Origin of the sequence: Sphingomonas sp. Y38-1Y, from assembly GCF_032391395.1 — a bacterium.
GTDB lineage: Bacteria > Pseudomonadota > Alphaproteobacteria > Sphingomonadales > Sphingomonadaceae > Sphingomonas.
Window position 1 is genome coordinate 531,409 of the sequence record NZ_CP135916.1, and the last position, 23,962, is coordinate 555,370.

The 23,962-nt window shown below is 67.3% G+C and carries 14 protein-coding genes; 6 read left to right on the plus strand and 8 right to left on the minus strand.

The genetic code is table 11. From position 1 onward, the window contains the following. Positions 1-36 precede the first annotated feature (36 nt). The 3 genes from kdpB to kdpF are packed head-to-tail and all read right to left on the minus strand — an operon-like array spanning position 37 to position 3,925. A complete protein-coding gene (kdpB, locus tag RS883_RS02450) occupies positions 37-2,070 on the minus strand; it encodes a potassium-transporting ATPase subunit KdpB (protein ID WP_315762307.1) in 2,034 nt (677 codons plus the stop codon). 12 nt (positions 2,071-2,082) lie between these two features. Beyond that, positions 2,083-3,786 (minus strand): potassium-transporting ATPase subunit KdpA, encoded by a 1,704-nt coding sequence (gene kdpA, locus RS883_RS02455; protein WP_315762309.1) that lies wholly within the window; start codon positions 3,784-3,786, stop codon positions 2,083-2,085. Between the two features lie 13 nt (positions 3,787-3,799). Continuing rightward, positions 3,800-3,925 carry a K(+)-transporting ATPase subunit F gene (gene kdpF / locus RS883_RS02460; RefSeq protein WP_315762310.1) on the minus strand — a complete coding sequence of 42 codons (126 nt, stop codon included), beginning with the start codon at positions 3,923-3,925 and terminating at the stop codon, positions 3,800-3,802. 567 nt (positions 3,926-4,492) lie between these two features. On the opposite strand from kdpF, the gene RS883_RS02465 reads away from it, so the two are divergent. Both RS883_RS02465 and RS883_RS02470 read left to right on the plus strand, forming a co-directional pair. Continuing rightward, on the plus strand, positions 4,493-7,069 hold the full coding sequence (locus RS883_RS02465; protein WP_315762312.1) for a cadherin domain-containing protein: 2,577 nt from the start codon (positions 4,493-4,495) through the stop codon (positions 7,067-7,069). A 34-nt stretch (positions 7,070-7,103) separates the two neighbouring features. Further along, on the plus strand, positions 7,104-12,608 hold the full coding sequence (locus RS883_RS02470) for a beta strand repeat-containing protein (protein WP_315762314.1): 5,505 nt from the start codon (positions 7,104-7,106) through the stop codon (positions 12,606-12,608). Between the two features lie 1,145 nt (positions 12,609-13,753). Here the strand turns inward: RS883_RS02470 and RS883_RS02475 are convergent. Together RS883_RS02475 and msrA are read right to left on the minus strand one after the other, a co-directional pair. Beyond that, positions 13,754-14,023 (minus strand): hypothetical protein, encoded by a 270-nt coding sequence (locus tag RS883_RS02475; RefSeq protein WP_315762316.1) that lies wholly within the window; start codon positions 14,021-14,023, stop codon positions 13,754-13,756. Positions 14,024-14,094: 71 nt separating this feature from the next. Beyond that, positions 14,095-14,643 (minus strand): peptide-methionine (S)-S-oxide reductase MsrA, encoded by a 549-nt coding sequence (gene msrA / locus RS883_RS02480; RefSeq protein ID WP_315762318.1) that lies wholly within the window; start codon positions 14,641-14,643, stop codon positions 14,095-14,097. 96 nt (positions 14,644-14,739) lie between these two features. Between msrA and galE the strand changes: the two genes are divergently transcribed. Next, a complete protein-coding gene (gene galE / locus RS883_RS02485; protein ID WP_315762320.1) occupies positions 14,740-15,738 on the plus strand; it encodes a UDP-glucose 4-epimerase GalE in 999 nt (332 codons plus the stop codon). Between the two features lie 73 nt (positions 15,739-15,811). Here the strand turns inward: galE and RS883_RS02490 are convergent, their stop codons facing one another. Both RS883_RS02490 and RS883_RS02495 read right to left on the minus strand, forming a co-directional pair. Continuing rightward, entirely contained in the window at positions 15,812-17,992 is a 2,181-nt protein-coding gene (locus RS883_RS02490) for a TonB-dependent receptor (RefSeq protein WP_315762321.1), read from the minus strand. A 110-nt stretch (positions 17,993-18,102) separates the two neighbouring features. Further along, positions 18,103-20,598, minus strand: coding sequence for a beta-mannosidase (locus RS883_RS02495; RefSeq protein WP_315762323.1), 2,496 nt, complete (start codon positions 20,596-20,598; stop codon positions 18,103-18,105). Positions 20,599-20,733: 135 nt separating this feature from the next. On the opposite strand from RS883_RS02495, the gene RS883_RS02500 reads away from it, so the two are divergent. From RS883_RS02500 to RS883_RS02510, 3 genes are read left to right on the plus strand one after another with little or no spacing between them, the layout of a single operon-like run. Beyond that, positions 20,734-21,546, plus strand: a complete 813-nt coding sequence (locus RS883_RS02500) for an alpha/beta hydrolase (RefSeq protein ID WP_315762325.1) — start codon at positions 20,734-20,736, stop codon at positions 21,544-21,546. Further along, entirely contained in the window at positions 21,543-22,727 is a 1,185-nt protein-coding gene (locus RS883_RS02505) for a lipid-transfer protein (protein WP_315762327.1), read from the plus strand. Before RS883_RS02500 ends, RS883_RS02505 begins: the two co-directional genes overlap by 4 nt. Further along, positions 22,727-23,554, plus strand: coding sequence for an SDR family NAD(P)-dependent oxidoreductase (locus tag RS883_RS02510; protein WP_315762328.1), 828 nt, complete (start codon positions 22,727-22,729; stop codon positions 23,552-23,554). The genes RS883_RS02505 and RS883_RS02510 overlap by 1 nt, the downstream gene beginning before the upstream one ends. On the opposite strand, the gene RS883_RS02515 is transcribed toward RS883_RS02510, so the two are convergent. Further along, entirely contained in the window at positions 23,551-23,937 is a 387-nt protein-coding gene (locus RS883_RS02515; protein ID WP_315762330.1) for a hypothetical protein, read from the minus strand. The two genes, RS883_RS02510 and RS883_RS02515, sit on opposite strands and share 4 nt — an antisense overlap. Positions 23,938-23,962 lie beyond the last annotated feature (25 nt).

Consider the following 23,962-nt stretch of genomic DNA (forward strand, 5'->3'; position numbering starts at 1 on the left):
CGTGCTTCGACAAGCTCAGCACGAACGGTGGTAGGTTCAGGCCATGCCGACTGAGGTGACGACGAGATCGATCAGCTTGATCCCCGCGAACGGCGCGACCAGCCCGCCAAGACCATAGACGGCCAGGTTGCGCGCCAGCAGCGGCCCCGCCGCCATCGGCTTGAACGCCACGCCCTTGAGCGCGAGCGGGACGAGCAGCGGGATGATGAGCGCGTTGAAGATGATCGCCGACAGGATCGCGCTCTCCGGCGTCGCCAGCCCCATGACATTGAGCACGCCAAGGCCGGGATAGAGCGCGACGAACATCGCCGGGATGATCGCGAAATACTTGGCGACATCGTTGGCGACCGAGAAGGTCGTCAGCGCCCCGCGCGTCATCAGGAGCTGCTTGCCGAGGCCCACGACCTCGATCAGCTTGGTGGGATCGCTGTCGAGGTCGACCATGTTCCCCGCCTCGCGCGCCGCCTGTGTGCCGGTGTTCATCGCGACGCCGACATCGGCCTGGGCGAGGGCGGGGGCGTCGTTGGTGCCGTCGCCGCACATCGCGACCAGTCGCCCGCCGGCCTGTTCCTTGCGGATCAGCGCCAGCTTGTCCTCCGGCGTCGCCTGGGCGAGGAAATCGTCTACGCCCGCCTCGGCCGCGATCGCGGCGGCGGTCAGCGGGTTGTCGCCGGTAATCATCACCGTGCGGATGCCCATCGCGCGCAGTTCGCCGAAGCGTTCGCGGATGCCCGACTTGACCACGTCCTTGAGGAAGATCGCGCCGAGCAGCCGGCCGTCCTTCGCGACCGCCAGCGGCGTGCCGCCGGCGCGCGCGATCTCGTCGGTGATGCGGCGAAGCTCGGTGGCGGCCGCGGTCTCGGGTGCGCCCGCGTTGGCGCGCAGGATCGAGTCGACCGCACCCTTCTGGATCAGCGTGTCGCCGAAGCGCACCCCCGACACGCGCGTCTGCGCGGTGAAGGGAATGACCTCGGCACCGTCTGGCATTGCATGGCCCAGCGAATAGCGCTCGCGGGCGAGCGCGACGATCGAGCGACCTTCCGGCGTCTCGTCTGCGAGACTGGCAAGCAGTGCGGCCTCGGCCAGCTCCGCGTCGGCGGCGCCGCCGACCGGGCGGAATTCGGACGCCTGGCGGTCGCCGATCGTGATCGTGCCCGTCTTGTCGAGGAGCAGCACGTCGACATCGCCCGCCGCCTCGACCGCGCGGCCCGACTTGGCGAGGACGTTGAAGCGGACCAGCCGGTCCATGCCCGCGATGCCGATCGCCGACAGCAAAGCGGCGATGGTGGTCGGGATCAGCGTGATGAGCAGCGCCGCCAGGATCGCGACCGGGATCGACCCGCCAGCATAGCTGGCGAAGCCCGGAATGGTGCCGACCGCGATCAGGAAGATGATGGTGAGGCCGACGAGCAGGATCGTCAGCGCGACCTCGTTCGGCGTCTTCTGCCGCTCGGCCCCTTCGACCAGCGCGATCATGCGGTCGAGAAAGCCCTTGCCGGGCTCGACCGTGACGCGGACGCGGATCTCGTCGGAGATGACGCGCGTGCCCGCGGTCACGGCCGAGCGGTCGCCGCCCGCCTCGCGGATCACCGGCGCGCTCTCGCCGGTGATCGCCGCTTCGTTGACGCTGGCGACGCCCGCGACGACGTCGCCGTCGGAGGGGATGAGGTCGCCGGTCTCGACCAGCACCACGTCGCCGACGCGAAGCTGGCTCGCCGGCACGCTGTCGACCTCGCGACCGTCGCCCTTCAGCCGCTTGGCGACGAGCTCGGCCTTGGTCGCTCGCAGGCTCGCCGCCTGTGCCTTGCCGCGCCCCTCCGCCAGCGCCTCGGCAAAGGTGCCGAACAGGACGGTCAGCCACAACCAGACCGCGAGCTGCGCCTTGAAGGCGAGGCTGAGGTCGTCGTGGCCGATGACGAGCAGGGTCGTCATCAGCACCGCCACGACCGCGGTGACGAACATGACCGGATTGCGGATCAGCTCGCGCGGCGACAGCTTGAGGAACGAGGCCTGGATCGCCGGCACGACAAGGTCGGCGGTGAACAGGCTTTTGGCTTGGGCAGTTGCCATGATGGCCCCCGATCAGAACGACTGGCCGCGTATCATCGCGAGATGATCGGCGATGGGACCGAGCGCGAGGCTCGGCAGGAAGGTGAGGCCGCCCAGCACCAGGACGATGCCGACGAGCAGCCCGACCCAGAGCGGTCCGGTGGTCGGGAACGAGCCCGCGCTTGCCGGCACGACCTTCTTGGCGGCGAGGCTACCGGCGATCGCCAGCATCGGCACGATCACGAAGAAGCGCCCCAGCCACATCGCCACGCCCAGCAGCCCGTTGTAGTAAGGCGTGTTGGCGGTCAGCCCGGCAAAGGCCGAGCCGTTGTTCCCGACCGCGCTGGTGAACGCGTAGAGGATCTCGCTGAACCCGTGCGGCCCCTTGTTCAGCGGCCCCGCCAGTCCTGGTTGCAGCACCGATGACAAGGCGGTGAAGCCGAGGATGACGAGCGGCAGCACCGCGATCGCCAATACTGCCAGCTTTACTTCGCGCGACTCGATCTTCTTGCCGACATATTCGGGCGTGCGCCCCACCATCAGCCCGGCGACGAACACCGCGAGAATGGCGAAGAGCAGGAAGCCATAGATGCCCGCGCCGACGCCGCCGATCACGACTTCGCCCAGCTGGATGTTGAACAGCGGGATCATGCCGCCGATCGGCGTGAAGCTGTCGTGCATCGCGTTGACGGCGCCGCACGACGCCGCCGTGGTGACGACCGCGAACAGCGCGGAGGCGGCGATGCCGAAGCGGACCTCCTTGCCCTCCATGTTCCCGCCCGCGACGCCCGCCTGGTGGAGCAGCGGATTGCCCGCCGCTTCCTGCGCATAGGTGACGGTCACGCCCGCCAGGAACAGCACGAGCATCGCCGACAGGATCGCCCAGCCCTGGCGCGTATTCCCCACCGCCTTGCCGAACGTCCAGGTGAGGCCGAAGCCGATGACGAAGATCGACAGCATCTGAACGAAGTTGGTGAGCGCGGTCGGGTTCTCGAACGGATGCGCCGAATTGGCGTTGAAGAAGCCACCGCCATTGGTGCCGAGCATCTTGATCGCTTCCTGGCTGGCGACGGGGCCGAGCAGGATCGACTGGCGCGCGCCCTCAAGCGTCGAGCCGTCGACGACGCCCGCCATCGTCTGCGGCACGCCGCTGGCGATCAGGAACAGCGTATAGAGGATGCAGACCGGCAGCAGCAGGTAGAGCGCGACCCGCGTCACGTCGGCCCAGAAATTGCCGATCGTCGCGGCGCTGTGCCGCGCGAACCCGCGGAACAGCGCAAAGGCAAGCGCGATACCCGTCGCCGCCGACAGGAAGTTGTGGATCGTCAGTCCCAGCATCTGGCTGAGGTTCGACAGCGTGCTCTCGCCGGCATAGCTTTGCCAGTTGGTGTTGGTGGTGAAGCTGATCGCGGTGTTGAAGGCGAGATGCGGCGACAGGCCGGCGAGGCCTTGCGGATTGCCGGGCAGCACCCCCTGGAGCCGGAGTACCGCATAGGTCAGGATCAGCAGCGCCGTGTTGAACAGCAGCAGGTGCACGGCATAGCCGCGCCACCCCTGCTCGGCGGCCGGATCGATCCCGGCCAGCCTGTAGAAGCCGCGCTCGATCGGCGACAACACGACGTGCAACGGCGTGCGTCGCCCTTCGTAGAGCGCATGGAGCCACAGGCCGACGGGCTTGGTCAGCGCCAGCAGGATGCCGACGAACGAAAGGATCAGGAGCCAGCCCTGAACGGTCATCGCGCCGCCTCCTTCAGAAGCGTTCGGGGCGGATCAGCACCGCCACGAGGTAGAGGAGGAGGCCGGCGGCGGTCAGCGCCGCGAGCCACAGGTCGAGCGTCATCGCGTGACCCTCACGCGCGTTCGGCAAGGCGCGCATAAGCGAGCGTCGCGGCCACCAGGCCAGCAACGAATCCGAGCCACAAGCAATCTTCCATCGGGACCTCCAACGCGAGTCGCGAGCCGCGACTCTCGATGCGGAGATGGCGTGGCGGCGCGTTGGCGAGCGAGGTCGAAACCCGCCGATCGCATATGCGCGGCGTAGTGAAGCGGACGCTTCAGGAACTCGGCTGGCCCACCGCCGTTCTGGCGCCCCCGCACGGGCACAATTTGCCGCTGCGCAGCATCTACTGTCGAAACCAAGTCAACACGACAACCTGTTCAGGCACGGTTGCAGTGCGACAAGTGCGACTCGCCAATAGGTTGTCCGTATTTTGTCCATGTAAACGGTTACATTCAGATCTGTCCGATCTGTACAATGAAACGGCAACAACTTGACGACGCTATGTTTGCTGCAACTGCGAAAACCACAGTAAACCTGTTCAACTCGTCGATTCCGCAAGTAGATTGTTGCTTGCAATAGGCCCTGTTTTCGTCCAAATCTCGCCGGAAACTAGACCAAGGGCGTGTCCTGCGCCCGACACAAGTACCTTTAAAGGGGGTGTCAATGACGAAGCGTGTATCTCATCCGGGCGCCGTGAACGTGCCTGCCGCCAAGCATGTGGGCAGTCAGACCCCGGCGGAGGCCGCGGCGATCGCCGCCGCGAACACCGGTATCGAGATCGAGGCCGCCGCACCGAAGATGGTGGCGACGGTTGAGGCGCCGGGTGCGATGCCCGTCGCGATGCTCCAGGACGCCGCCGCGCCCGCGCCGGCACAGGATCCCGCGCCCGCGACGACCACCAGCTATGCCGAGACCGACTCGAGCGACGATCAGGATTACACGCCCTATATCGTCGGCGGCGTGCTGCTCGCCGGCGGCATCGTCGCGCTGGCGCTGAGCGGCGGCGACGATGACGACGACGGTGGCTCGACCCCGACGCCGCCGCCCGCCAACACGGCGCCTACCTTCACCAGCGCGACCACCGCCACGATCGCCGAGAATGCGCCGGCGACGACCATCGTGATCGACGTCAACGCGACCGACGCGCAGAACAACACCATCACCTATTCGCTGGGCGGCACCGATGCGGCGCTGTTCAACATCAATGCTTCGACCGGCGAAGTCACGCTCAAGAGCTCGGCCAATTTCGAGGCCAAGTCGAGCTATGCGATTACGGTCACGGCGACCGACAATGGTTCGCCCGCGGCCAGCGCTTCGCAGAACATCACCGTCACCGTCACCAACGTCAACGAGGCGCCGGCCTTCGCAACGGCGACCGCGACCGCGACAGTTGCCGAGAACAGCGCCACCTCGACGGTGGTGTTCGACGCCAACGCGACCGATCCCGACGCCAACACGACGCTGACCTATTCGCTGACCGGCACCGATGCCGCGGCGTTCACGATCGACGCGGCCACGGGCGAAGTCCGCTTCCGCGCGTCGCCCGACTTCGAGACGAAGTCGAGCTATAGCGTCAATGTCGTCGCCTCCGATGGCGCCAACGGCCTGACCGCCACCCAGGCGCTGACCGTCAACGTCACCAACGTCAACGAAGCGCCGGTGTTCGCCGCCGCGACCGCGACCGCGACGGTGGCCGAGAACGTTCCGACCTCGACCGTGGTGTTCGACGCGAACGCGACCGATCCCGACGCCGGCACAACGCTGACCTACTCGCTGGGCGGCACCGATGCGGCGGCGTTCACGATCGATGCGGCGACGGGCGAAGTCCGCTTCCGCGCCTCGCCCGACTTCGAGACGAAGGCGAGCTACAGCTTCACCGTCACCGCTTCGGACGGCGCGAACCCCGCGCTTACGGCGACCCAGACGGTCACGGTGACGGTCACCGATCAGGGCGAGAACCAGGCGCCGGTCTTCACGTCCGCGGCGACCGCGACGGTGGCCGAGAATGCGGCGATCTCGACCGTCATCCTCGACGCCAACGCGACCGACGCCGAGAACAACGCGATCACCTATTCGCTGAGCGGCGCCGACGCGGCGGCGTTCACGATCAATGCGACGACGGGCGAGCTGCGGCTCAACCAGTCGGCCGACTTCGAGACCAAGGCGAGCTACTCGCTCAACATCGTCGCGACCGACAACGGCAACCCCGCCGCCTCGACGACACAAGCGGTGACGGTCAACGTCACCAACGTCAACGAAGCGCCGGTGATCGCCGGCGGCGACGCCGTTACCGTGGCGTTCGACGAGAATGTCGCGATCGGCACGCAGGTGCTCGACGTCAACGCGACCGACGTCGACGCCAACACGACGCTGACCTACTCGATCAGCGGCGCCGATGCGTCGTCGTTCACGATCGACGCTGCGACTGGCGTCGTCGCGTTCGCGATCTCGCCCGATTTCGAGGCGAAGACGAGCTACAACTTCGTCGTCACCGCCACCGACAACGGCAACCCGGCGCTCAGCGACACGCAGACCGTCACCGTCAACATCAACAACCTGCCGGACCTGGTCGACCTGGACGGCGGCACGATCCCGGCGACGGAGACGCGCACCTATTCGGCGGCGAACGGCAACGTGTCGTTCGGCGAGAATGCCGGCGAGGGCAATCTCTCCGTCATCACCAACTTCACGGCGGGCGACATCATCGTCACCGACGTGGCGACGAGCCGCTACAGCTTCTCGTCGGTGGGCGACGATCTGGTGATCTCGCTCAACAATGGCGGTGTGGTCACCTCGATCACGCTGCAGGACGCGGTCAGCCCCAATGCGCTGATCTTCAACGAAGCGACGGCCGAAGCGGCGATCGGCTTTAACTTCTTCCAGTCAAGCATCCCGCCCGCTCCGCCGGCCAGCAACAATCTCGACGGTGCGGGCGTGCCGTCGGTGTTCGATGCCAGCCAGGCGGCCAACACCTATACCGACCGTGCGGGCATCACGAACAACACCACGATCAACGGCTTCAGCGCCGACGATCGGATCGTCGTCACGGGAACGTCGGGCACGAGCGCGGCAACCCGCTACGGCTTCACGTCGATCGACAACGATCTGGTAATCACCTTCAATCAGGGCGGCATCACGTCGCGCATCGTCATCACCGACGTGGTGAGCCCCAACGCGCTCATCACGAACGAGGCGAGTGCCGAGGCGGCGATCGGCTTTGATTTCTTCAGCTACGCCTGAGTCAAGTCCAGCTTTCTTCAAGGGGTGAATTTCAATGGCGATTATTACGCTTTCAGAAGACGAAACGCTGGGCTTTACGCTCGCGGGCGAGAACCTGGTCTTTGGCACGCCGGAGGGTGAGGAAACCATCACCATCGGTGGCGGCAAGCAGACGCTCGACGCTTCGTTCAACGCGGGTGGCGACACGGTCATCTTCACGGGATCGGCGTCGCAATACTCGATCGCGCGCTCGGGTTCGTCGCTGATCATCACGGGGCCGAACGGCACCAACGTGACCATCCCCGTTCCCGACCCCTCGCTGTCGGATGCCGACCGTCCGGTCCTCCAGTTCTCGGACGTGTCGCTGCCGCTCGACACCACGCTCAACGCGGACGGCACGGGTACCTTCACCATCGGCGATCAGACGATCACGACGACCGCGACGACGATCTCGGGCTCGGGCGGCGGTGAGCCGAACCCCGGCGGCCTGACCGTCAACGTGACCGCGACCGACGTGGTCGAGGGTCAGGCGAACATCGTCTACACCTTCACGCTCTCCTCGGCGCAGTCGTCGCCGGTGACGATCAACGTCGCGACCGTCGGCGGCACCGCCACCGCGGGCGCCGACTATGTCCCCGTGTCGCAGGCGATCACCTTCGCGCCGGGTCAGACCACCGCGTTCCTGACCGTCGTCGTCAACAACGACACGATCAACAGCGAGGGCGTCGAGACCGTCGTGCTCCAGGTGACGGGCGCCACGCTCGCCCCCGGTGCCGACCTCACCGCCAACATCACCGACGATGACGGCGTGCCGCCGGCCCCGCCGCCGCCGGTCCCGCAGTCGTTCGAGCTCACCACCGGCGCCGACACGGCGTTCGGCGGCGCGGCCGGCGACCGCTTCAGCGGCGTCCAGAACTCGCTGCTCGCAGGCAAGCTGCTCAGCCAGGCCGATCAGGTCGGCGGCGGCGACGGCGTCGACACGCTCGTCCTCATCAACTCGGGCGCGGCGCCGTTCAACGTCCTCGACGATGTCGACTTCACCAACGTGACGTCGGTCGAAGTCCTTCAGACGAACTACAACCAGATCGTCCTCGGCGCGCAGGCCGACGAGGCCGGGATCGTCCAGGTCGACACCTCGATCAGCGACTCGCAGGGCTTCGGCGGCACCGTGCTCGACATCAGCTCGGCCGCGTTCAACAACGAGCTGCAGGTGGTCATGGCGGCGAGCGTCGCCGACCTCGTCATCACCGATCTCGCCAACGGTCGTGACGACGTGAACACCGGCGGTTCGCTCGTCGGCGTGGGCGGCGTCCTCTCCAGCGCGATCGACCAGGTCCAGTTCGCCAACCAGACCAACACGGTCCGCCTGACGCTGACCAGCGGCGCCGTCGGCGATGGCGTCGTCACGAATGGGGACGGCCGCCTTGCCGTCGCCGCGCAGTCGCTGGGCGGTCTGGGCAACCAGAACGGCACCGCCACCGGCCCGGTCAGCTACTTCGACGACGAAGGCGTTCGCTTCTTCGGCGGCGAGTACAATGTCCAGGGCACCGGCGCGAACGAGAATCGCGGCCTGTTCGGCGAGGTCGTGCTCGGCACGCAGCTCGACGACATCATCACCGCCGCAACCCCGGTCAGCGCGACGCTGGGCGCCTATATCAACGGCGGCCAGGGCGACGACGAGATCGTCGGTTCGGCCAATCGCGACTTCTTCGTCGGCGGTGCCGGCGACGACTATCTCGAGGGCGGCGCGGGTGCGGACGAGCTCCGCGGCGGCGCCGGCGACGACTATCTGTGGGGCGGCGCGGGCCTCGACACGCTCGATGGTGGCGCGGGTAGCGACACCTACTTCTTCGACAATGGCGAGTTCCTGTCGAGCGAGGCGATCACCGACAGCGGCACCGGTGCGGACGATATCGACACCGCCGACATCCTGACCAACGTCAACATCACCGACGCGCAGTTCGCGGGCAAGGCTTCGTTCGAGGCGGTGCTCGTCAACAACGTTTCGGGCGATCCGACGATCGACGTGACGCTCGGCGCCAACGCGCAGGCGGCCGGCATCTATCTGATCGGCAGCTACATCTCGAACATCGATGCCAGCGCCTATACCAGCGATGTCACGCTCGTCGGCCAGGGCGACCTGCTGAGCGGTTCGGGCGACGACATGGTCTATATCGGCCATACCGCCGGCTTCGCGAAGTCGGGCGACGACATCGAGCTGATCGGCTTCCACATCGACTTCTCGCCGATCTTCGGCGCGCCCTATGCCGGCACGGTCGAGCTGGGTGACGGCGACGACATGCTCGACGCTTCGTACACGATCGAGGCGGGCGCGGGTGCGTTCGACGGCGGCGACGGGTTCGACACGCTCCTCCTGGGCGGTTCGATCGCGGCGCTAGGCGGCGGCACGGGCGGCAACTACTTCTATGCCGATCCGTTCGACGACACGCTCGTCAACTTCGAGGCGGTGATCATCCGCGCGGCCGACGACGCCACGCCGGCGAACGTCGCGACCGGCGATCCGGCGCTTGCCGGCAACGCGGTGAGCTATGGCTTCACCGTCGTCGACGCCAACGTCACCGACGGCGGCACGCTGATCATCGACGGTTCGGCGCTCCGCACCGACGTCACCAGCGACCTGGGCGCCGATGGCGACCTGGGCACGCCCGACGACGTCCTCACCGACGAGACGCTGGCGGTCGATGCTTCGGCGCTCAGCGGCGGCCGGGCGGTCGACGTTCGCGGCGGTGCGGCGAACGACTTCGTCCTGGGCGGCGCGGGTGCCGACCTCATCGCCGGCAACGGCGGCGACGACCTGCTGATCGGCGGTGCGGGTGCCGACGAGATCCTCGGCGGTGCGGGCGACGACGAGATCTCCGGCGGTGCGGATGCCGACACGCTCAACGGCGGTGAGGGTAGCGACACCTACACCTATGACGACGGCGACTTCATCGCCGACGAGGTCATCGCCGACGACGGTTCGGCGGGCGACATCGACCTGATCGACATCGAGAGCACGACCGCGATCACCGATGCGCAGTTCTCCAACAAGTCGGGCATCGAGGCGCTGTTCACCGACGTGTCGACGGGTGCCGCCAACGACGGCACCGCGGAAGTCACGATCGGTGCCAACGCCCAGGCGGCCGGCATCACGACGGTGACGACGGACGACGACGACCTCAACGCCGGCGCGTACACCGTAGGCCTGACGGTCAACACCGAAACGGGTGACGTGGCGACGGGCAGCGGCAACGACACGGTCAATCTGACCCAGGCGAACCCCTACCCCGATGCCGGCACGATCTCGCTTGGCGCCGGCGACGACACGCTCAACTCGCGTTACACGCAGTTCCAGAACACCTCGACCCTGACCGGCGGCACCGGCACCGACACGCTCGTGGTCGGCGGCTCGTTCGCCGGCTACGGCTTCGTTCCCGGTGAGATCACGGTGCCGTTCGAGCTCTTTGCGGCTGGCGGCAACGCCAACTTCACGGGTTTCGAGCGCATCAACATCCTGAACGGCCAGCAGGCCGTGCAGGTCGCGGGTGCCGCTAACGACCAGGCCGGCATCGTCGTCGGCAGCTTCGAAGTCGATCTGGTCAACGCCAATGTCGCGGCGAATTCGACCTTCGTCGTCGATGCCTCGGCGCTGACAGCGATCCGCTACGACCTGGGCGCCGATGGCGAGTTCGGTGGCACGGGCGCCAATGCCGACGACTTCTACGCAAGCTTCGTCGACCTCGACGCCTCGGCGCTCGGCGCCGGCCGTGCGGTCGACTTCGTGGGCGGCGAGGGCGACGACGTCGTTCTCGGCGGTGCCGGCGCCGACTTCCTGCGGGGCAATGTCGGCGACGACCAGCTGAACGGCGGCGCGGGCAACGACACGCTCGAAGGCGGCGACGGCAGCGACACGCTGGTCGGCGGCGCGGGCTTCGACGTGATCCGCGGCGGCGCTGGCAACGACTTCATCGACCTGACCGTGACGCAGTTCAACAGCGATGCGGACACCGTCGATGGCGGCGCCGGCAACGACACGCTGCGCATCATCGGCACCGCGGCGGCGCAGGAAATCGCCGACGTGGGCTTCAACGGCCGCTTCACCAGCGTCGAGGAGGTCACGCTGGTAGGTGGCCCGGGCGGCGCGAACACCGCGTTCACCTATACCGCCGGCTTCTATTCGGAGACGAGCGGCGTCCGCGTGATCAACCTGTCGGCCAACACCGACGGCAGCAGCGTGTCGGTGGCGAACTATGCCTCGGCCGGTGCGACGATCAACGGCGGCGGGGCCGACAACATCACGCTGACGGGTTCGCAGTTCGCGGACACCTTCACCGATGGTGGCGGCACGGCGGTGACGATCAATGCGGGCGGCGGGGCGGACACGCTCAACCTCACCCGTACACCGAACGGCACGGTCACGTTCAATGGCGAGGCCGGTAACGACACCGTCAACTCGTTCGGGACGGCGCTGTTCAACAACGACACGTTCAACGGCGGGTCGGGCAGCGACACGATCAACATTCGCGACGCGCTGACCGCGGAACAGGTGACCACCAACACCTTCACCGTCGGTGCGGCCCTGGTGAACTTCGAGACGATCAACCTGCTCGCCGGTCTTGCGCCGGTGAACAACACCACCGGCAACGACGTCGCCGGCGGCGCCAACAGCTATGACGTCACCGTCACCGACGCCGGCATCGACGCCGGGGTCAACCTGGTCATCAACGGCTCGACGCTCCGCGCCGACGTCGTCACCGGCCTGGGCGGCGATAACGTCATCGGCGGCGGCAACGACACGCTGACCGACGAGACGCTGACGGTCGACGCTTCGGGGCTGACCGGCGGCCGTTCGGTCACCGTGACCGGCGGTGCGGGCGACGACGACCTGACGGGTAGCGTGGCGGCCGACCGGCTCACCGGCGGTTCGGGCGACGACGTCCTGACGGGTCTCGCTGGCAACGACACGATCGTTGGCGGCGAGGGCAGCGACACCATCAACGGTGGCGCAGGGACCGACGCGATCGACCTGACCGAAGTCACGGCGGCGCGCGATACCGTGATCGTGGGTGCTGGCGAGGCGCCGCGCACGGCGTTCGACACCATCACCGGCTTCGCGGTCTATCGCGGCGGCGACGTCGCTCCGGCCGGGGCGCCCGATGGCGTCGTCGACCTGGCCGACTTCAACGCGACCCCGGGCCTGGCCGACGTCATCGACTTCGGTGCCGGCATCGTCGCCGAGAATTCGGCTTCGATCGCCAATGGTGTGGTCCAGCAGGGCACAATCCTGCAGGACGCGATCAACAGCTCGACCAGCCTGCTCGCCGCGATCCAGTTGATCGAGCAGGAGTTCAACGCCGATGCTGCCGACAATGACGGCGTCATCGCGTTCACCTACCAGGGCAACACCTATATCGGTGAGATCACCGATACGGGCGGCGCGGGCAACGCGGCGGCGTTCACCGACCTCGTCCGCCTGACCGGCGTGACCGGCGTGACCGCGCTGATCGATGCCGACGGCGTCGGTGGCAGCACCGCGCTGGGTCTGATCGGCCAGCCCTGATCGACCTGAACGACTGAGAACGGCCCCGGGCGAGCGATCGCCCGGGGTTTTTTTTCCTAGCAGAGAGCTGCGCATCGGGGCTGATGTGGGCCCGACATCAGAAAGGCCCTCGCGCGCTGGGACGATGCGCCCCCGTTGAGCGCTGTTCGGCCGACATTCAGCGGGAAGTCCGTCGATCAGCGACATCTCACCAGTGAGCGAACTTCGGGCCTCGCAACGTCATCGGCGGGGAAAGTGAGGCACTGTGTTGGCGACTGTCCGTTACGCACGCATCGCCTTCGCCTCGCATTGCAGGCTCCATTCAGTCGGTCGCTGATTTCCCGATCCGTAGGTCACCCTCGCGGCAAAGCCGGCGCAGTCCATCGGCGCGGGTGCCAGTCATCGTACGGTGATCGGGCCAGGTGCCGCTGGATCGTTTCACCGTAACGCTGCCGCGCCGCCCTTCGTCCAAACGATTTGAAGCCACGGGCTGGCTGAGCATGTTTCTCGGACGCTCCGCACACGCTCTTCGAGCCGGGGCTTTTGGCGACACGCTTTGCGTTGTCGACCACTTGCTATTACCCTGCGCTGAGAGCGAGCGAGAAGCGCGAGCCAGCCCAAGTCCCTGACCACCGACACCGCTCGTCGACCTGCAGCAGCGAATGACCTACCATCTTGTAGGTTGAAAGAGCTGATGGAGGCAGCGCCACACTCACGTTCGTGGTGAGGGGCATCAGTCATTGGTCGATCGGACCCTTCTGGCGCGAACGTCGTGACGGGTACGCCGATTAAAGCCGAACTGCACCTAACCTGCCCGCGACTTGTGCCGATAACGAACGCCTTGGTGTGATTGCACCGCGCAACGCTGCCGAATGATCGATCAAGTGCGATTGACGCAGCACTTCTAGCTGCAAGTGGCGGCGCGCATGCCCAAGCAAATGAGCGGGCATAATCGGGGGCGGTTGGCTCAAGCTCAGACTAGGGCCGCGCCGACAACGCCAATCTAGCGATCGCCAAGGCTGGAAAGAACGACGATCACGGCGCCCATAGACGCCATGCGTAGCCAATCTTGTCGGTCGAGTCTGGCACGCAGATGATGCAACCCTGGGCCGCCTACGACCCAAACCGGCAATCGGCGCGGGCATTCAGCCCGCGCCCACCGCATCTCAGTTGCCGTTGACCAGTGCGTTCTTCTGCGCCTCGGTCAGGTCGTCGGCATCGACATCGGAATCGTCGATCGCGTCGGCGCGCGCTTCGGCATTGTCCTCGATCTGGTCGACGACGGCCTCGTTCGCGCCGTTGGCGGCGGCGGCTTCGGCCTGCGCCTCGCCCTGCTCCTCGGCGCGCTCCGCCAGAGCGTCGTCGCCATCGCCGCCGCACGCGGCGAGCGGCGCGGCCGCGAGGACGAGGAGGGCGGGGGCGATGAAGCGCTTCATGGTCTGAACTCCGGTTCGGGCCCGAAACGGCCCGTGCCGGCGCTCAACCCATCGCCCCCCGCGCGGTTCCGTCAGGCGCCGGCTCCGACCGCCTTCGACCGCTCGGCAAAGCTCTTGCGGAGCTTGCGCAGCTTGGGCGGGATCACGGCCAGGCAATAGGGATTGCGCTGCCCTTCGCCGTCCCAATAATCCTGATGATAGTCCTCGGCCGGATACCAGCGGTCGGTCTGCTCGATCGTGGTGACGATCGGGTCCAACCATTCGCCTTGGTTGCGCTCGATCGCGGCGCGCGCCTCGGCATCCTGCTCGGGCGAGTGGGGGAAGATTGCCGAGCGATATTGCGTGCCGACATCGTTGCCCTGGCGGTTGAGCGTCGTCGGGTCGTGCGTCGCAAAGAAGATGTCGAGCAGGTCGCCATAGCCGATCTGGTCCGCGTCGAACGTCACGCGGATCGCCTCGGCATGGCCGGTCTGGCCGCCGCACACCTGCTTGTAGGTCGGGTTGTCGACCGACCCGCCAATATAGACGCTCTCGACCGCGGTGACGCCGATGACGTCCTTGAATACCGCTTCGGTGCACCAGAAACAGCCACCGGCCAGCGTCGCGACTTCTTCACGCATGATCTTCGATCTCCTGTACGGCGCCCAAGATAGGTTCGGCGTGGCGCGATCCAAAGGGGGCGGGTAAGGCGGGCGCGAACGGCAAGGGGATCGGCGATGCAGGGCGGTTGCGTGTTGGTGACGGGCGGCGCGGGCTATATCGGCAGCCATGCGGTGCTGGCGCTGCTCGACGCGGGCTGGCGGGTGGTGGTGATCGACAACCTCGTCACCGGGTTCGACTGGGCGGTCGATCCGCGCGCGACGTTGGTCGTCGCCAACGTCGCCGACGAGGACAAGGTGCTCGCCGCGATCCGCGAACACGGCGTCACCGCGATCATGCACTTCGCCGGGTCGGTGGTGGTGCCGGAATCGGTCGAGAACCCGCTGAAATACTATGCCAACAACACCGCCGCCTCGCGCAGCCTGATCGAGACCGCGGTGAAGGGCGGCGTGCGCCATTTCATCTTCAGTTCGACCGCCGCGACCTATGGCATTCCCGATACCGTGCCGGTGCGCGAGGATGCGGCCAAGGTGCCGATCAACCCCTATGGCATGTCGAAGCTGATGACCGAGGCGATGCTGGCAGACGTGTCGCGGGCGCATCCGTTCAACTATGCGGCGCTGCGCTACTTCAACGTCGCGGGCGCGGATCCGCAGGGGCGCAGCGGCCAGTCGACCGCGGGCGCGACGCATCTGATCAAGGTGGCGGTCGAGGCGGCGATCGGCCGGCGCGGGCACGTGTCGGTGTTCGGGACGGACTTTGCGACACCCGACGGGACCGGCGTTCGCGATTATATCCATGTCAGCGACCTGGCCGCTGCGCATGTCGACGCCTTGGCGCTGCTGACCGCGGAGCCCGAGCGGAGCCACACCTTCAATGTCGGCTACGGCCGCGGCTATTCGGTGCTGGAGGTGCTCAACGCGGTCGACCGGGTGACCAATCTCAGCGTCGAGCGACGGCTCGAGGGGCGGCGTGCGGGCGACCCCGATGCGCTGGTGGCGGACAATGGCGCGATCCTGGCGGCGCTGCCGTGGCGGCCGAAGCACGACGATCTGGATGGCATCGTCCGCGATGCGCTCGCCTGGGAGCGCAAGCTGGCCGAGCGGGCCGACTAACGATCGGAAGATTGCGCACGTTGCCTGCCGCGTCGCCGGGACGACGCGGCAGGCGACGGCCCCCTTTGGCCGGTCAGATCTGGAAGCGGATCGTCGCGCGGATGTCGCGGCCCGCAAGCGGCGCGAAGTCCTTGAGGAAGCTGGCGTGCCGGCGCGCCTCGACGTCGAAGATGTTGTTCGCCGACAGGGTCAGGCTGGTCGCGTTGCCGCGGCCGAACGGCTTCAGCCCGATGGAGGCGTTGACCATCGTGAAGCCGTTGGTCGGCAGCTCGAAATCGGCCACGCGGTCTTGCTCGAACACATGCTCGACCTCGACCCGGCCGGTCAGCCGGTCGCCATTCGCCTCGATCCCGCCAAGCATGCGGAGCGGCGGGATGCGCGGGGCGGGGCCGACGCTGGTGATGGTCGTGCGGACATAGTCGGCGAGCGCGTCGACGCTGACCGTGGTCGCGCCGACCGTCGCGACATTGGCGCGCGCTTCCGCCTCGAAGCCCCAGACGCGGGCATCGGCCTGCGCGTACTGGAAGACCGGGAGCTCGTCGATCTCCTGGCCAGTCGGCGACTGATAGATATAGTCGTCGAACCAGTTGTAGAAGCCGGCGAGCGCAAAGGTGACGCCGGGGATCGAGCCGCGCAGCGTCGCTTCCAGGCCCCAGCTCTTCTCCTTGGTGAAGTCGGGGTCGCCGACCTCATAGGATTGCGTGCCGGCGTGCGGCCCGGCGGCGAACAGCTCCTCGGCCGACGGCGCACGCTCGGTGCGTGAGGCGTTGAGACCGAAGCGCAGGCCGTCGGCCAGCTGGTAGCTGGCGCCGAGCGAGCCCGAGAACGCATCGAAGTCGCGCTCGAACCGCGGCGTCCCGAGGTCGGCGTCCGCCTGTGCGGTCAGGGCCGTCCGCTCGTATCGCGCACCGCCCTCCAGCCGCAGCTTGCCGAGGTCGAGGCTCTGGAGCGTGAACAGGCCGAACTGCTCGGTGGTGTTGCGCGGCACGAACTTCTCTTCGCCGACGACGTCGAAGTCGCGGATGAAAAGCTGTGCGCCCGACGCGCCGCGCCAGCCGCCCTGCGCGCGCTGGACGAGCTCGAGCCGGCCCTCGTAACCCTGGTTGAAGAAGCTGGTGCCGATCTCGCCCGTTTCCTCGATCTCGTCATGGCGATAGTCGGCGGCGGCGAGGCGGAGACGGATCCGGTCGAGGAAGCCGTCGGTCTCGACCTCGCCGCGCACGTCGAAGCGCGTCTGCTTGAGGTTCAGGCGGACATTCTCGTGGCCGTGGCCGTGACCTTCCTCGCCCTCATGATCGTGGTCGTGGTCGTGGTCGTGGTCGCCGTGATCGTGGTCGTCGCCTTCCTCATGCTGGAACTCGAGCCGCGCGGGAACGCCGTAGAGGCTCTCGTAGCGGCTGACCGAGAAGCCGAGATGGCCGCGATCGGTGACGAGCGAGAGGCCGCCCGCGACTTCCCACGTCTCGGCAGCGGTGTTGGGAAGGCGGCCGCGCAGCGTCGCATTCTCGCGAACCTCTTCCTCGTCGCTGGTGGCCGCGATCGCGCGAAGCTGCGGGCTGAGCAGATAGCCGCCGGTGCGCAGGTCGTCGGTGCGCAGATAGCTGCCGTCGACATGCGCGACGAGCTTGCCCGCGATCGGCACGTCGAGCTCGCCCGCGACCGACCGCTCCTTGCCGGCGGTCGCATAGTTGCCGATTACGTCGACATGCACCGCCTCCTCGGGCATCCGACGCGGGATCCGGTTGTCGATGACGTTGACGACGCCGCCGATCGCCGACGAGCCGAACAGGAGCGCGGAGGGGCCGCGCAGCACCTCGATCCGGTCCGCGGTCAGCGGATTGATGACGGGCGCATGATCGACCGAGGTGGTGGAGGCGTCGATCGAGCCGATGCCGTCGGTCAGGACGCGAATGCGGTCGCCCGAGAAGCCGCGCAGGATCGGCCGCGATGCGGTCGGCCCGAACGAGGTCGCGCTGACGCCCGGCAGCCGGGCGAGCGTGTCGCCGATCGAAGGGCGCAGGTCGCGGGTCAGCGCCTCGCCCGTCAGCACCGACGTGCCGGACAGGATGTCGGCCTGGGTGCGCTCGAACGGCGCGGTGACGATGATGTCGGTCCGCTCGCCCTGATGGTCGCCGCGCTGTGGCGGTGCCTCTGATTCAGCCGTGGTGGCGGGCGGAGGGTTGGGCACCTCCTCGGCCCAGGCGGGCGCGGCGGCGAGGATGGTGGAAAGGCACAGCAACGAACGTAGCGACATGGACGCATCCCGGGACTCGAAGATGCGCCTGTGTAGCGCGATGTTATAAAGTCACAAGTCTGTTTTGCAGCTGCGAAGCGGTTGGCGGGCGGGTCGACGGGCGATGTAAACTATCCCATTCTGGCGTTGAAGCACGAGACCTCGATCGTCTTCGGATTGACCGGTCCGCCATCGACACGCGTGACCATGACCTGGCGTCGTTCGCCGGCCGCGAGGTCGAAATGATTTTCGTCGAAGCGTAGCTCCGGATCGTCGGAGCGGATCCGGACGGCGAGCGCATAATGGTCGCTGGCGATCGTCAGAGGCAGGCCGTCGTCCGCGGTGCCAAGCTCGACCGACAGGCCGGGATCCAGCGCCAATGCCAGGTCCTTGACCGCTGCCAGCAGCAGGCGATTGTCGGGGAACAGGCCGGACGCGCTGCGGACAGTGAGGACTCGTTCGTTCGCCGGTGCGACAGCCTCGCGCCACACGCAGGCGCTGCCGTTCGCCGGGACGTGGAAGGCGACGTCGCGCTGCCAGTCGCTAGCCCCTTCCAGGCGGGCCAGCGCCACGGCGGCGCTGCCGTCGATCGGCGCGAGCGTGTCGTTGGTGATCCACAATTCGACCGCGTCGCCGACCCGACGGAACGATGCGAGCACCGGCGCAAAGGCGCGGCGCACGGCATACCAGCTTGCCTTTGCCACACCGTCATAGTCGATCAGGCTCCAGCTGACGCACGGCCAGCAGTCGTTGTGCTGCCAGATCAGCGCGCCCGAGCAATGCGGCTTGCGGCGGCGGAAATGCTCGATGCCGAACTTCAGTCCCTCGGCTTGCGATAGCATGGTGAAGTCGACGAACTGCTCGATCGTCGCCGGCGCGCCGGTGATCGGCAGCATCATGGCGGTGGCCTTGTCCGTCTTGTCCTTGATCCGTTCGAGGAAGCCGTCGCTGCCGAGCTTCAGATCCTCGGGTGCCATCCAGCGCCTGAGCGTGGCGATGTCGGGGGCGCTTTGAAGGCCGAATTCGCTGACGAAGCGCGCCATGTCCTCTTCGTAGCGGGTATAGGCGACGCCCTCCGGCGAGGTTTCGAATTCGCCGACGACATCGGCGTCGGGGATGGGCGGCGTGCCGTGCCACACGGTCCAGTTGTGCTCGTCGCCGCCGCGCATGCTGTTGGGCGACGGGCCGCCCCATGGGCTGCTCGGCCAATATGGGCGCTGGGGGTCGAGCGTTCGGAGCAGGCCGGGGAGGAGGTCGTCGTAGATCACCAGGCCGATCAGCGGCTCTGCCCGGCCATTGGCATGGTCGACGAAGTGCTGGATCCCCTGATTCTCGTTGTTCCCGCACCAGAGGGCGAGGCACGCGCGATGGCGAAGCCGCCGGACCTGCTCGGTCGCCTCCGCGCGGACATTGTCGAGGAACGCCTCGGCTTCGGGATAAGGCGCGCAGGCGAACATGAAGTCCTGCCAGACGAGCAGGCCGAGCCGGTCGCATTCGTCGTAGAAGACGTCGCGCTCATAGATGCCGCCGCCCCAGACGCGCATCATGTTCATGTTGCCCTCGACCGCACGGGTCAGGAGGTCGCGATAGCGCTCCGCCGGCACCTCGGCGACGAACGAACTGGCCGGGATCCAGTTGGCGCCTTTGGCGAAGATCGGGACGCCGTTGAGGACGAAGCGGAAGAAGGTCGTGCCGGGCTCGTCCGGGTCGGGCGATTGATCGACCGCGACAGTGCGGATGCCGACCTGCTGGCGGTGCTCCGCCGCGCCCGGGGTACGGATCACCAACGTGTAGAGCGGCTGGTCGCCGAGATCGGCGGTCCACCACAGCTGCGCGTCCGGCACGCTCAGGTCGATCGCGCCCGCGCCCCGGCGGGTGGCGGTCGCGACGGATGCGCCCTGCGGATCGAGCAGCTCGACATCGACCGAAGCGCCATCATCGTCGACCAGATCGACGTCCAGCTCGATCGAGGCTGTCGATCCCGCGATCTCGCGCGTGGTGAAATTGACCGAGCGGATCTGCGCCTTGCTGCGTGGCTGGATGGATACGGGCGCCCAGATGCCGACGGTCGGCAGGTCGGGGCCCCAGTCCCAGCCCCAGCCGAATTGCGCCTTGCGGATCAGCGTTCGACGCGAGAGGCTGACGCGATTGGTAAAGGCGCTGAACAGGTGCAGCGACTGGTCGGCGACGCGGTCGTAGGTCGGGTGGAAGCAGATGGCGAGATCGTGTGCGCCGGACGCTTCGGCGGGAAGGTCGAACCGCCAGCTGCGAAACATGTTGTCCGCTTGGCCGATCAGCACGCCGTCGAGATAGATGTCGGCGAAGGTGTCGAGCCCTTCGCACACCAGTTCCGCCGGCCCGCTTGCTGCCGCGTCGGGCAGCGTGATCTCGCCATGCCACCACCATTCGCGCGAGCGGACCCAGGCGGCAGCGGCTTCGTTGCGCCCGCGATAGGGGTGCTCCAGCCGTCCCGCGCTGACGAGCGCGAGATAGAGGTCGCCAGGTGCCTGGATGTCGAGCCAGCCCTCGCCGGTCCCGCGAGTTGCGCCTGCGTCCAATCCCTTGCCGGCGTCGAAATCACGAACGCGCCAGTCGCGGATCATGGCTTGGTTGGTTGACGGCGACATCCCGCTCTCCTCGATCGCGCGGTCCGTTCCCCGTCGCTTCAAAGAGCGCCATAACTTAATTGATTCACAAATCAAGATTGACACATGCTCTGGATGGTGTTGTGTCGGCGGACCGGGATCGACCGGCGGGAGAGGATGGCCATGCCGACAGTCAGCCATGACGGCGCGAACCTGCATTGGGATTCGAAGGGCGAGGGCTCGCCGGTGCTGCTCATCATGGGGCACGTCTACAGCTCGGCCTTGTGGTACCCGCTGCTGCCGGCGCTGACGCGCAACCACCGCGCGATCTGGTTCGACAATCGCGGGTCGGGCCGAAGCGACACCACCTCGCCGACGACGATCGAGCAATATGCCGCCGATGCACTGGCGGTGATGAAGGCCGCCGGCGTCGACAAGGCGCATGTCTATGGCGTGTCGATGGGCGGCGGCATCGCGGCCGAGTTCGCGATGGCGTATCCCGAGCATACGCTGTCGGCGACGCTCGGCTGCACGCTCATCAAGACCGAAAAGACGACGTACGGCGGCGCACGCGCGCTGGTCTATCGCCTGCCGCTGTTCGTGGCGAAATGGCTGATGAAGCGCGGCAGCTCGCCGGAGAAATACGGGTCGAGCGTCCCGCGCGAGGCGGCGCTGCACGACATCGAGGTCGTCGCCAACGACCGCTTCACGATGCGCGGCGTCCGCGCGCAATCCAAGGCGATCGCCAATTATTCGACGACGGAGAAGCGCGCGGTCGAGCGGCTGACCATGCCGGTGCTGATCCTCCACGGCGATCGCGACGAAGCCGTCCCGGTCGAACAGGGGCGCCGCACGCACGCGATGCTGCCCGGCAGCGAATATGTCGAGTTCGCCGACGCGGGCCACAATTACCTGGTCGCGCAGAACGAGGCATCGACCGCCGCCTTCATCGATTTCATCGAACGCGTCGATGCGCAGGGGGCGAAGTGACGGTTCGCGCGCGCATCGCCGGGGTCGGCATGATCCCGTTCGCCAAGCCCGGGCAGAGCGAGGATTGGGACGTGATGGCCGAGAAGGCGATCCGGCTCGCGCTGGACGATGCCGGGATCGGCTATGACAAGGTGCAGCAGGCCTATGCCGGCTATGTCTATGCCGATTCCACCGCGGGCCAGTCGGCCGCCTATCGCGTCGGCTGCACCGGCATCCCGATCGTCAACGTCAACAACAACTGCTCGACCGGATCGACCGCGTTGTGGCTGGCCCGCGCGGCGATCGAGAGCGGGATGGCCGATTGCGTGCTCGCCTTCGGGTTCGAGCAGATGCTGCCGGGGGCGCTGGGCGCGGTGTTCAACGATCGCAAGCGAACGCTCGACCATCATCTGTCGCTTCAGGCGCGCATCCAGGGACAGGACGACACCTCGCCGCTGGTCGCGCAGCAGTTCGGCGGCGCGGGGCTGGACTATCAGCAGCGCTATGGCACGCCCGACGAGGTGTTCGGGCTAATTTCGGTCAAGGCGCGGGCGCACGCGGCGCACAACCCGATGGCGCTGCTCCGCGCGCCGCTGACGCTGGAGGAAGTGATGACCTCCAGGCATCTCTATGGCCCGCTCACGCGCTTTCAGGCGTGCCCGCCGACATGCGGGGCGGCGGCGGCACTGCTCGTGTCGCCCGCCTTTGCCGCGAGGCATGGCCTGGACGCCGGCATCGAGATCGCCGCGCAGGCGATGACCACCGACTATGCCGCGACGTTCGAGGGCGCGTCGATGATGAGCGCGGTCGGGTACGAGATGACGCGGGAAGCGGCGCGCATGGTGTACGAGCGTGCCGGTATCGGCCCGGATGACATTCAGGCGATCGAGCTGCACGACTGCTTCACCGCGAACGAGCTCATCAGCTATGAAGCGCTCGGGCTTTGTCCGGAGGGCGGGGCGGAAGCCTATATCCGCGATGGCCGCAACAGCTATGGCGGCGATCATGTCACCAATCCGTCAGGTGGCTTGCTGTCCAAGGGGCATCCGCTCGGCGCGACGGGCCTCGCGCAATGCTATGAACTGACGCACCAGCTGCGCGGCACGGCAGGCGCTCGGCAGGTCGAGGGGATGCGCTTCGGACTCCAGCACAATCTCGGCCTGGGCGGTGCGTGCGTCGTCACGCTGTACGGGCGGGCGTGATGCAGGCTTTGGTCGGCAAGGTCGCGATCGTCACCGGATCGGGCCGCGGGATCGGCCGCGCGGTCGCGGTGAGGCTTGCCTCGGAGGGCGCGTCGGTCGTGGTCAACGATCTGGATCAAGCGCCGGCACAGGCGGTCGTGGACAAGATCCGCGCGGGCGGTGGCAGCGCGATCGCCTGCAACGGCAACGTGACAGCACCGGATTTTGGCGACCGGGTCGTTGCGGCCGCGATCGACGCCTTCGGGTCGCTCGACATTATCGTCAACAATGCCGGCTACACCCGCGATGGCGTGATCCAGAAGCAGAGCGACGCGCAGTTCCAGGCCATGCTCGACGTCCACGTCACGGCGCCGTTCCGCATCCTGCGCGCTGCCGCCGAGCCGTGGCGCGCGCTGGCCAAGGCGGAAGCGGCCGAGGGGCGGGAGGTGATCCGCAAGGTCGTCAACATCTCCTCGATCTCGGGCGTGAACGGCAATGCCGGGCAGATCAACTATGCCGCCGCGAAGGCCGCGGTGGTTGGCATGACCAAGACGCTGGCAAAGGAATGGGGCCGGTTGAAGGTCTGCGTGAACTGCGTCGCGTTCGGGTTCATCGAGACGCGGCTCAACCTGCCGAGCGGCCACCCTGACACAATTGCAGAGATCGAGGGGGAGGCGATCCGTTTCGGCGTGCCCGACAGCTTTCGTGACGCCGTGACGGCGCAGATCCCGCTCGGGCGTGCGGGAACGCCGGAGGAGGCGGCCGGGCCGGTCTGGTTCTTCTGCTCGCCCGACAGCGATTATGTCAGCGGGCAGACGCTGCTGGTGGCGGGCGGGCTGGGCGTCTAGCGCGACCGACGCCCCGCCGCGGACGCCAGCAGCGCGCCAGCGATGATCGCGACCGGCGAGGCCATCATCATGATGCCCAGGCCGATGTTCGCGTCCGGCGCATCAGTGACCGTGAGATCCCAGAGGTAGAAGCCCCAGAACGCCGCCGTCAGCGCCAGCGCGGTGATCCACGCGCGGCGCGCCCGGATGCCGACCGCGGCGAGCACGAGATAGGGCAGGCCGGCCAGGATGATCTGGATGACGCTCTGGTCGCCCCACCCGGTCGTCAGCGGCATGCCGGTCGCCATCGCCGCGACGGTGTTGCAGATCGCAACGACGGCTAGGCCGATCGCCAAGGCGAGGACGAGGCCGAGCGCGGCACGTTCGAAGAAGCGGTTGGGCACGATGGACCTGATTCCGATCAAACGC

What these genes read in the sequence shown, in the direction of transcription:
- msrA (WP_315762318.1), bottom strand. Translation starts at nt 14,643, where the DNA reads ATGCGTGAAGAAGTCGCGACGCTGGCCGGTGGCTGTTTCTGGTGCACC.
- RS883_RS02500 (WP_315762325.1), top strand. Translation starts at nt 20,734, where the DNA reads ATGGCCATGCCGACAGTCAGCCATGACGGCGCGAACCTGCATTGGGAT.
- RS883_RS02470 (WP_315762314.1), top strand. Translation starts at nt 7,104, where the DNA reads ATGGCGATTATTACGCTTTCAGAAGACGAAACGCTGGGCTTTACGCTC.
- RS883_RS02490 (WP_315762321.1), bottom strand. Translation starts at nt 17,992, where the DNA reads ATGTCGCTACGTTCGTTGCTGTGCCTTTCCACCATCCTCGCCGCCGCG.
- RS883_RS02465 (WP_315762312.1), top strand. Translation starts at nt 4,493, where the DNA reads ATGACGAAGCGTGTATCTCATCCGGGCGCCGTGAACGTGCCTGCCGCC.
- RS883_RS02495 (WP_315762323.1), bottom strand. Translation starts at nt 20,598, where the DNA reads ATGTCGCCGTCAACCAACCAAGCCATGATCCGCGACTGGCGCGTTCGT.
- kdpA (WP_315762309.1), bottom strand. Translation starts at nt 3,786, where the DNA reads ATGACCGTTCAGGGCTGGCTCCTGATCCTTTCGTTCGTCGGCATCCTG.
- galE (WP_315762320.1), top strand. Translation starts at nt 14,740, where the DNA reads ATGCAGGGCGGTTGCGTGTTGGTGACGGGCGGCGCGGGCTATATCGGC.
- RS883_RS02475 (WP_315762316.1), bottom strand. Translation starts at nt 14,023, where the DNA reads ATGAAGCGCTTCATCGCCCCCGCCCTCCTCGTCCTCGCGGCCGCGCCG.
- RS883_RS02510 (WP_315762328.1), top strand. Translation starts at nt 22,727, where the DNA reads ATGCAGGCTTTGGTCGGCAAGGTCGCGATCGTCACCGGATCGGGCCGC.
- kdpF (WP_315762310.1), bottom strand. Translation starts at nt 3,925, where the DNA reads ATGCGCGCCTTGCCGAACGCGCGTGAGGGTCACGCGATGACGCTCGAC.
- kdpB (WP_315762307.1), bottom strand. Translation starts at nt 2,070, where the DNA reads ATGGCAACTGCCCAAGCCAAAAGCCTGTTCACCGCCGACCTTGTCGTG.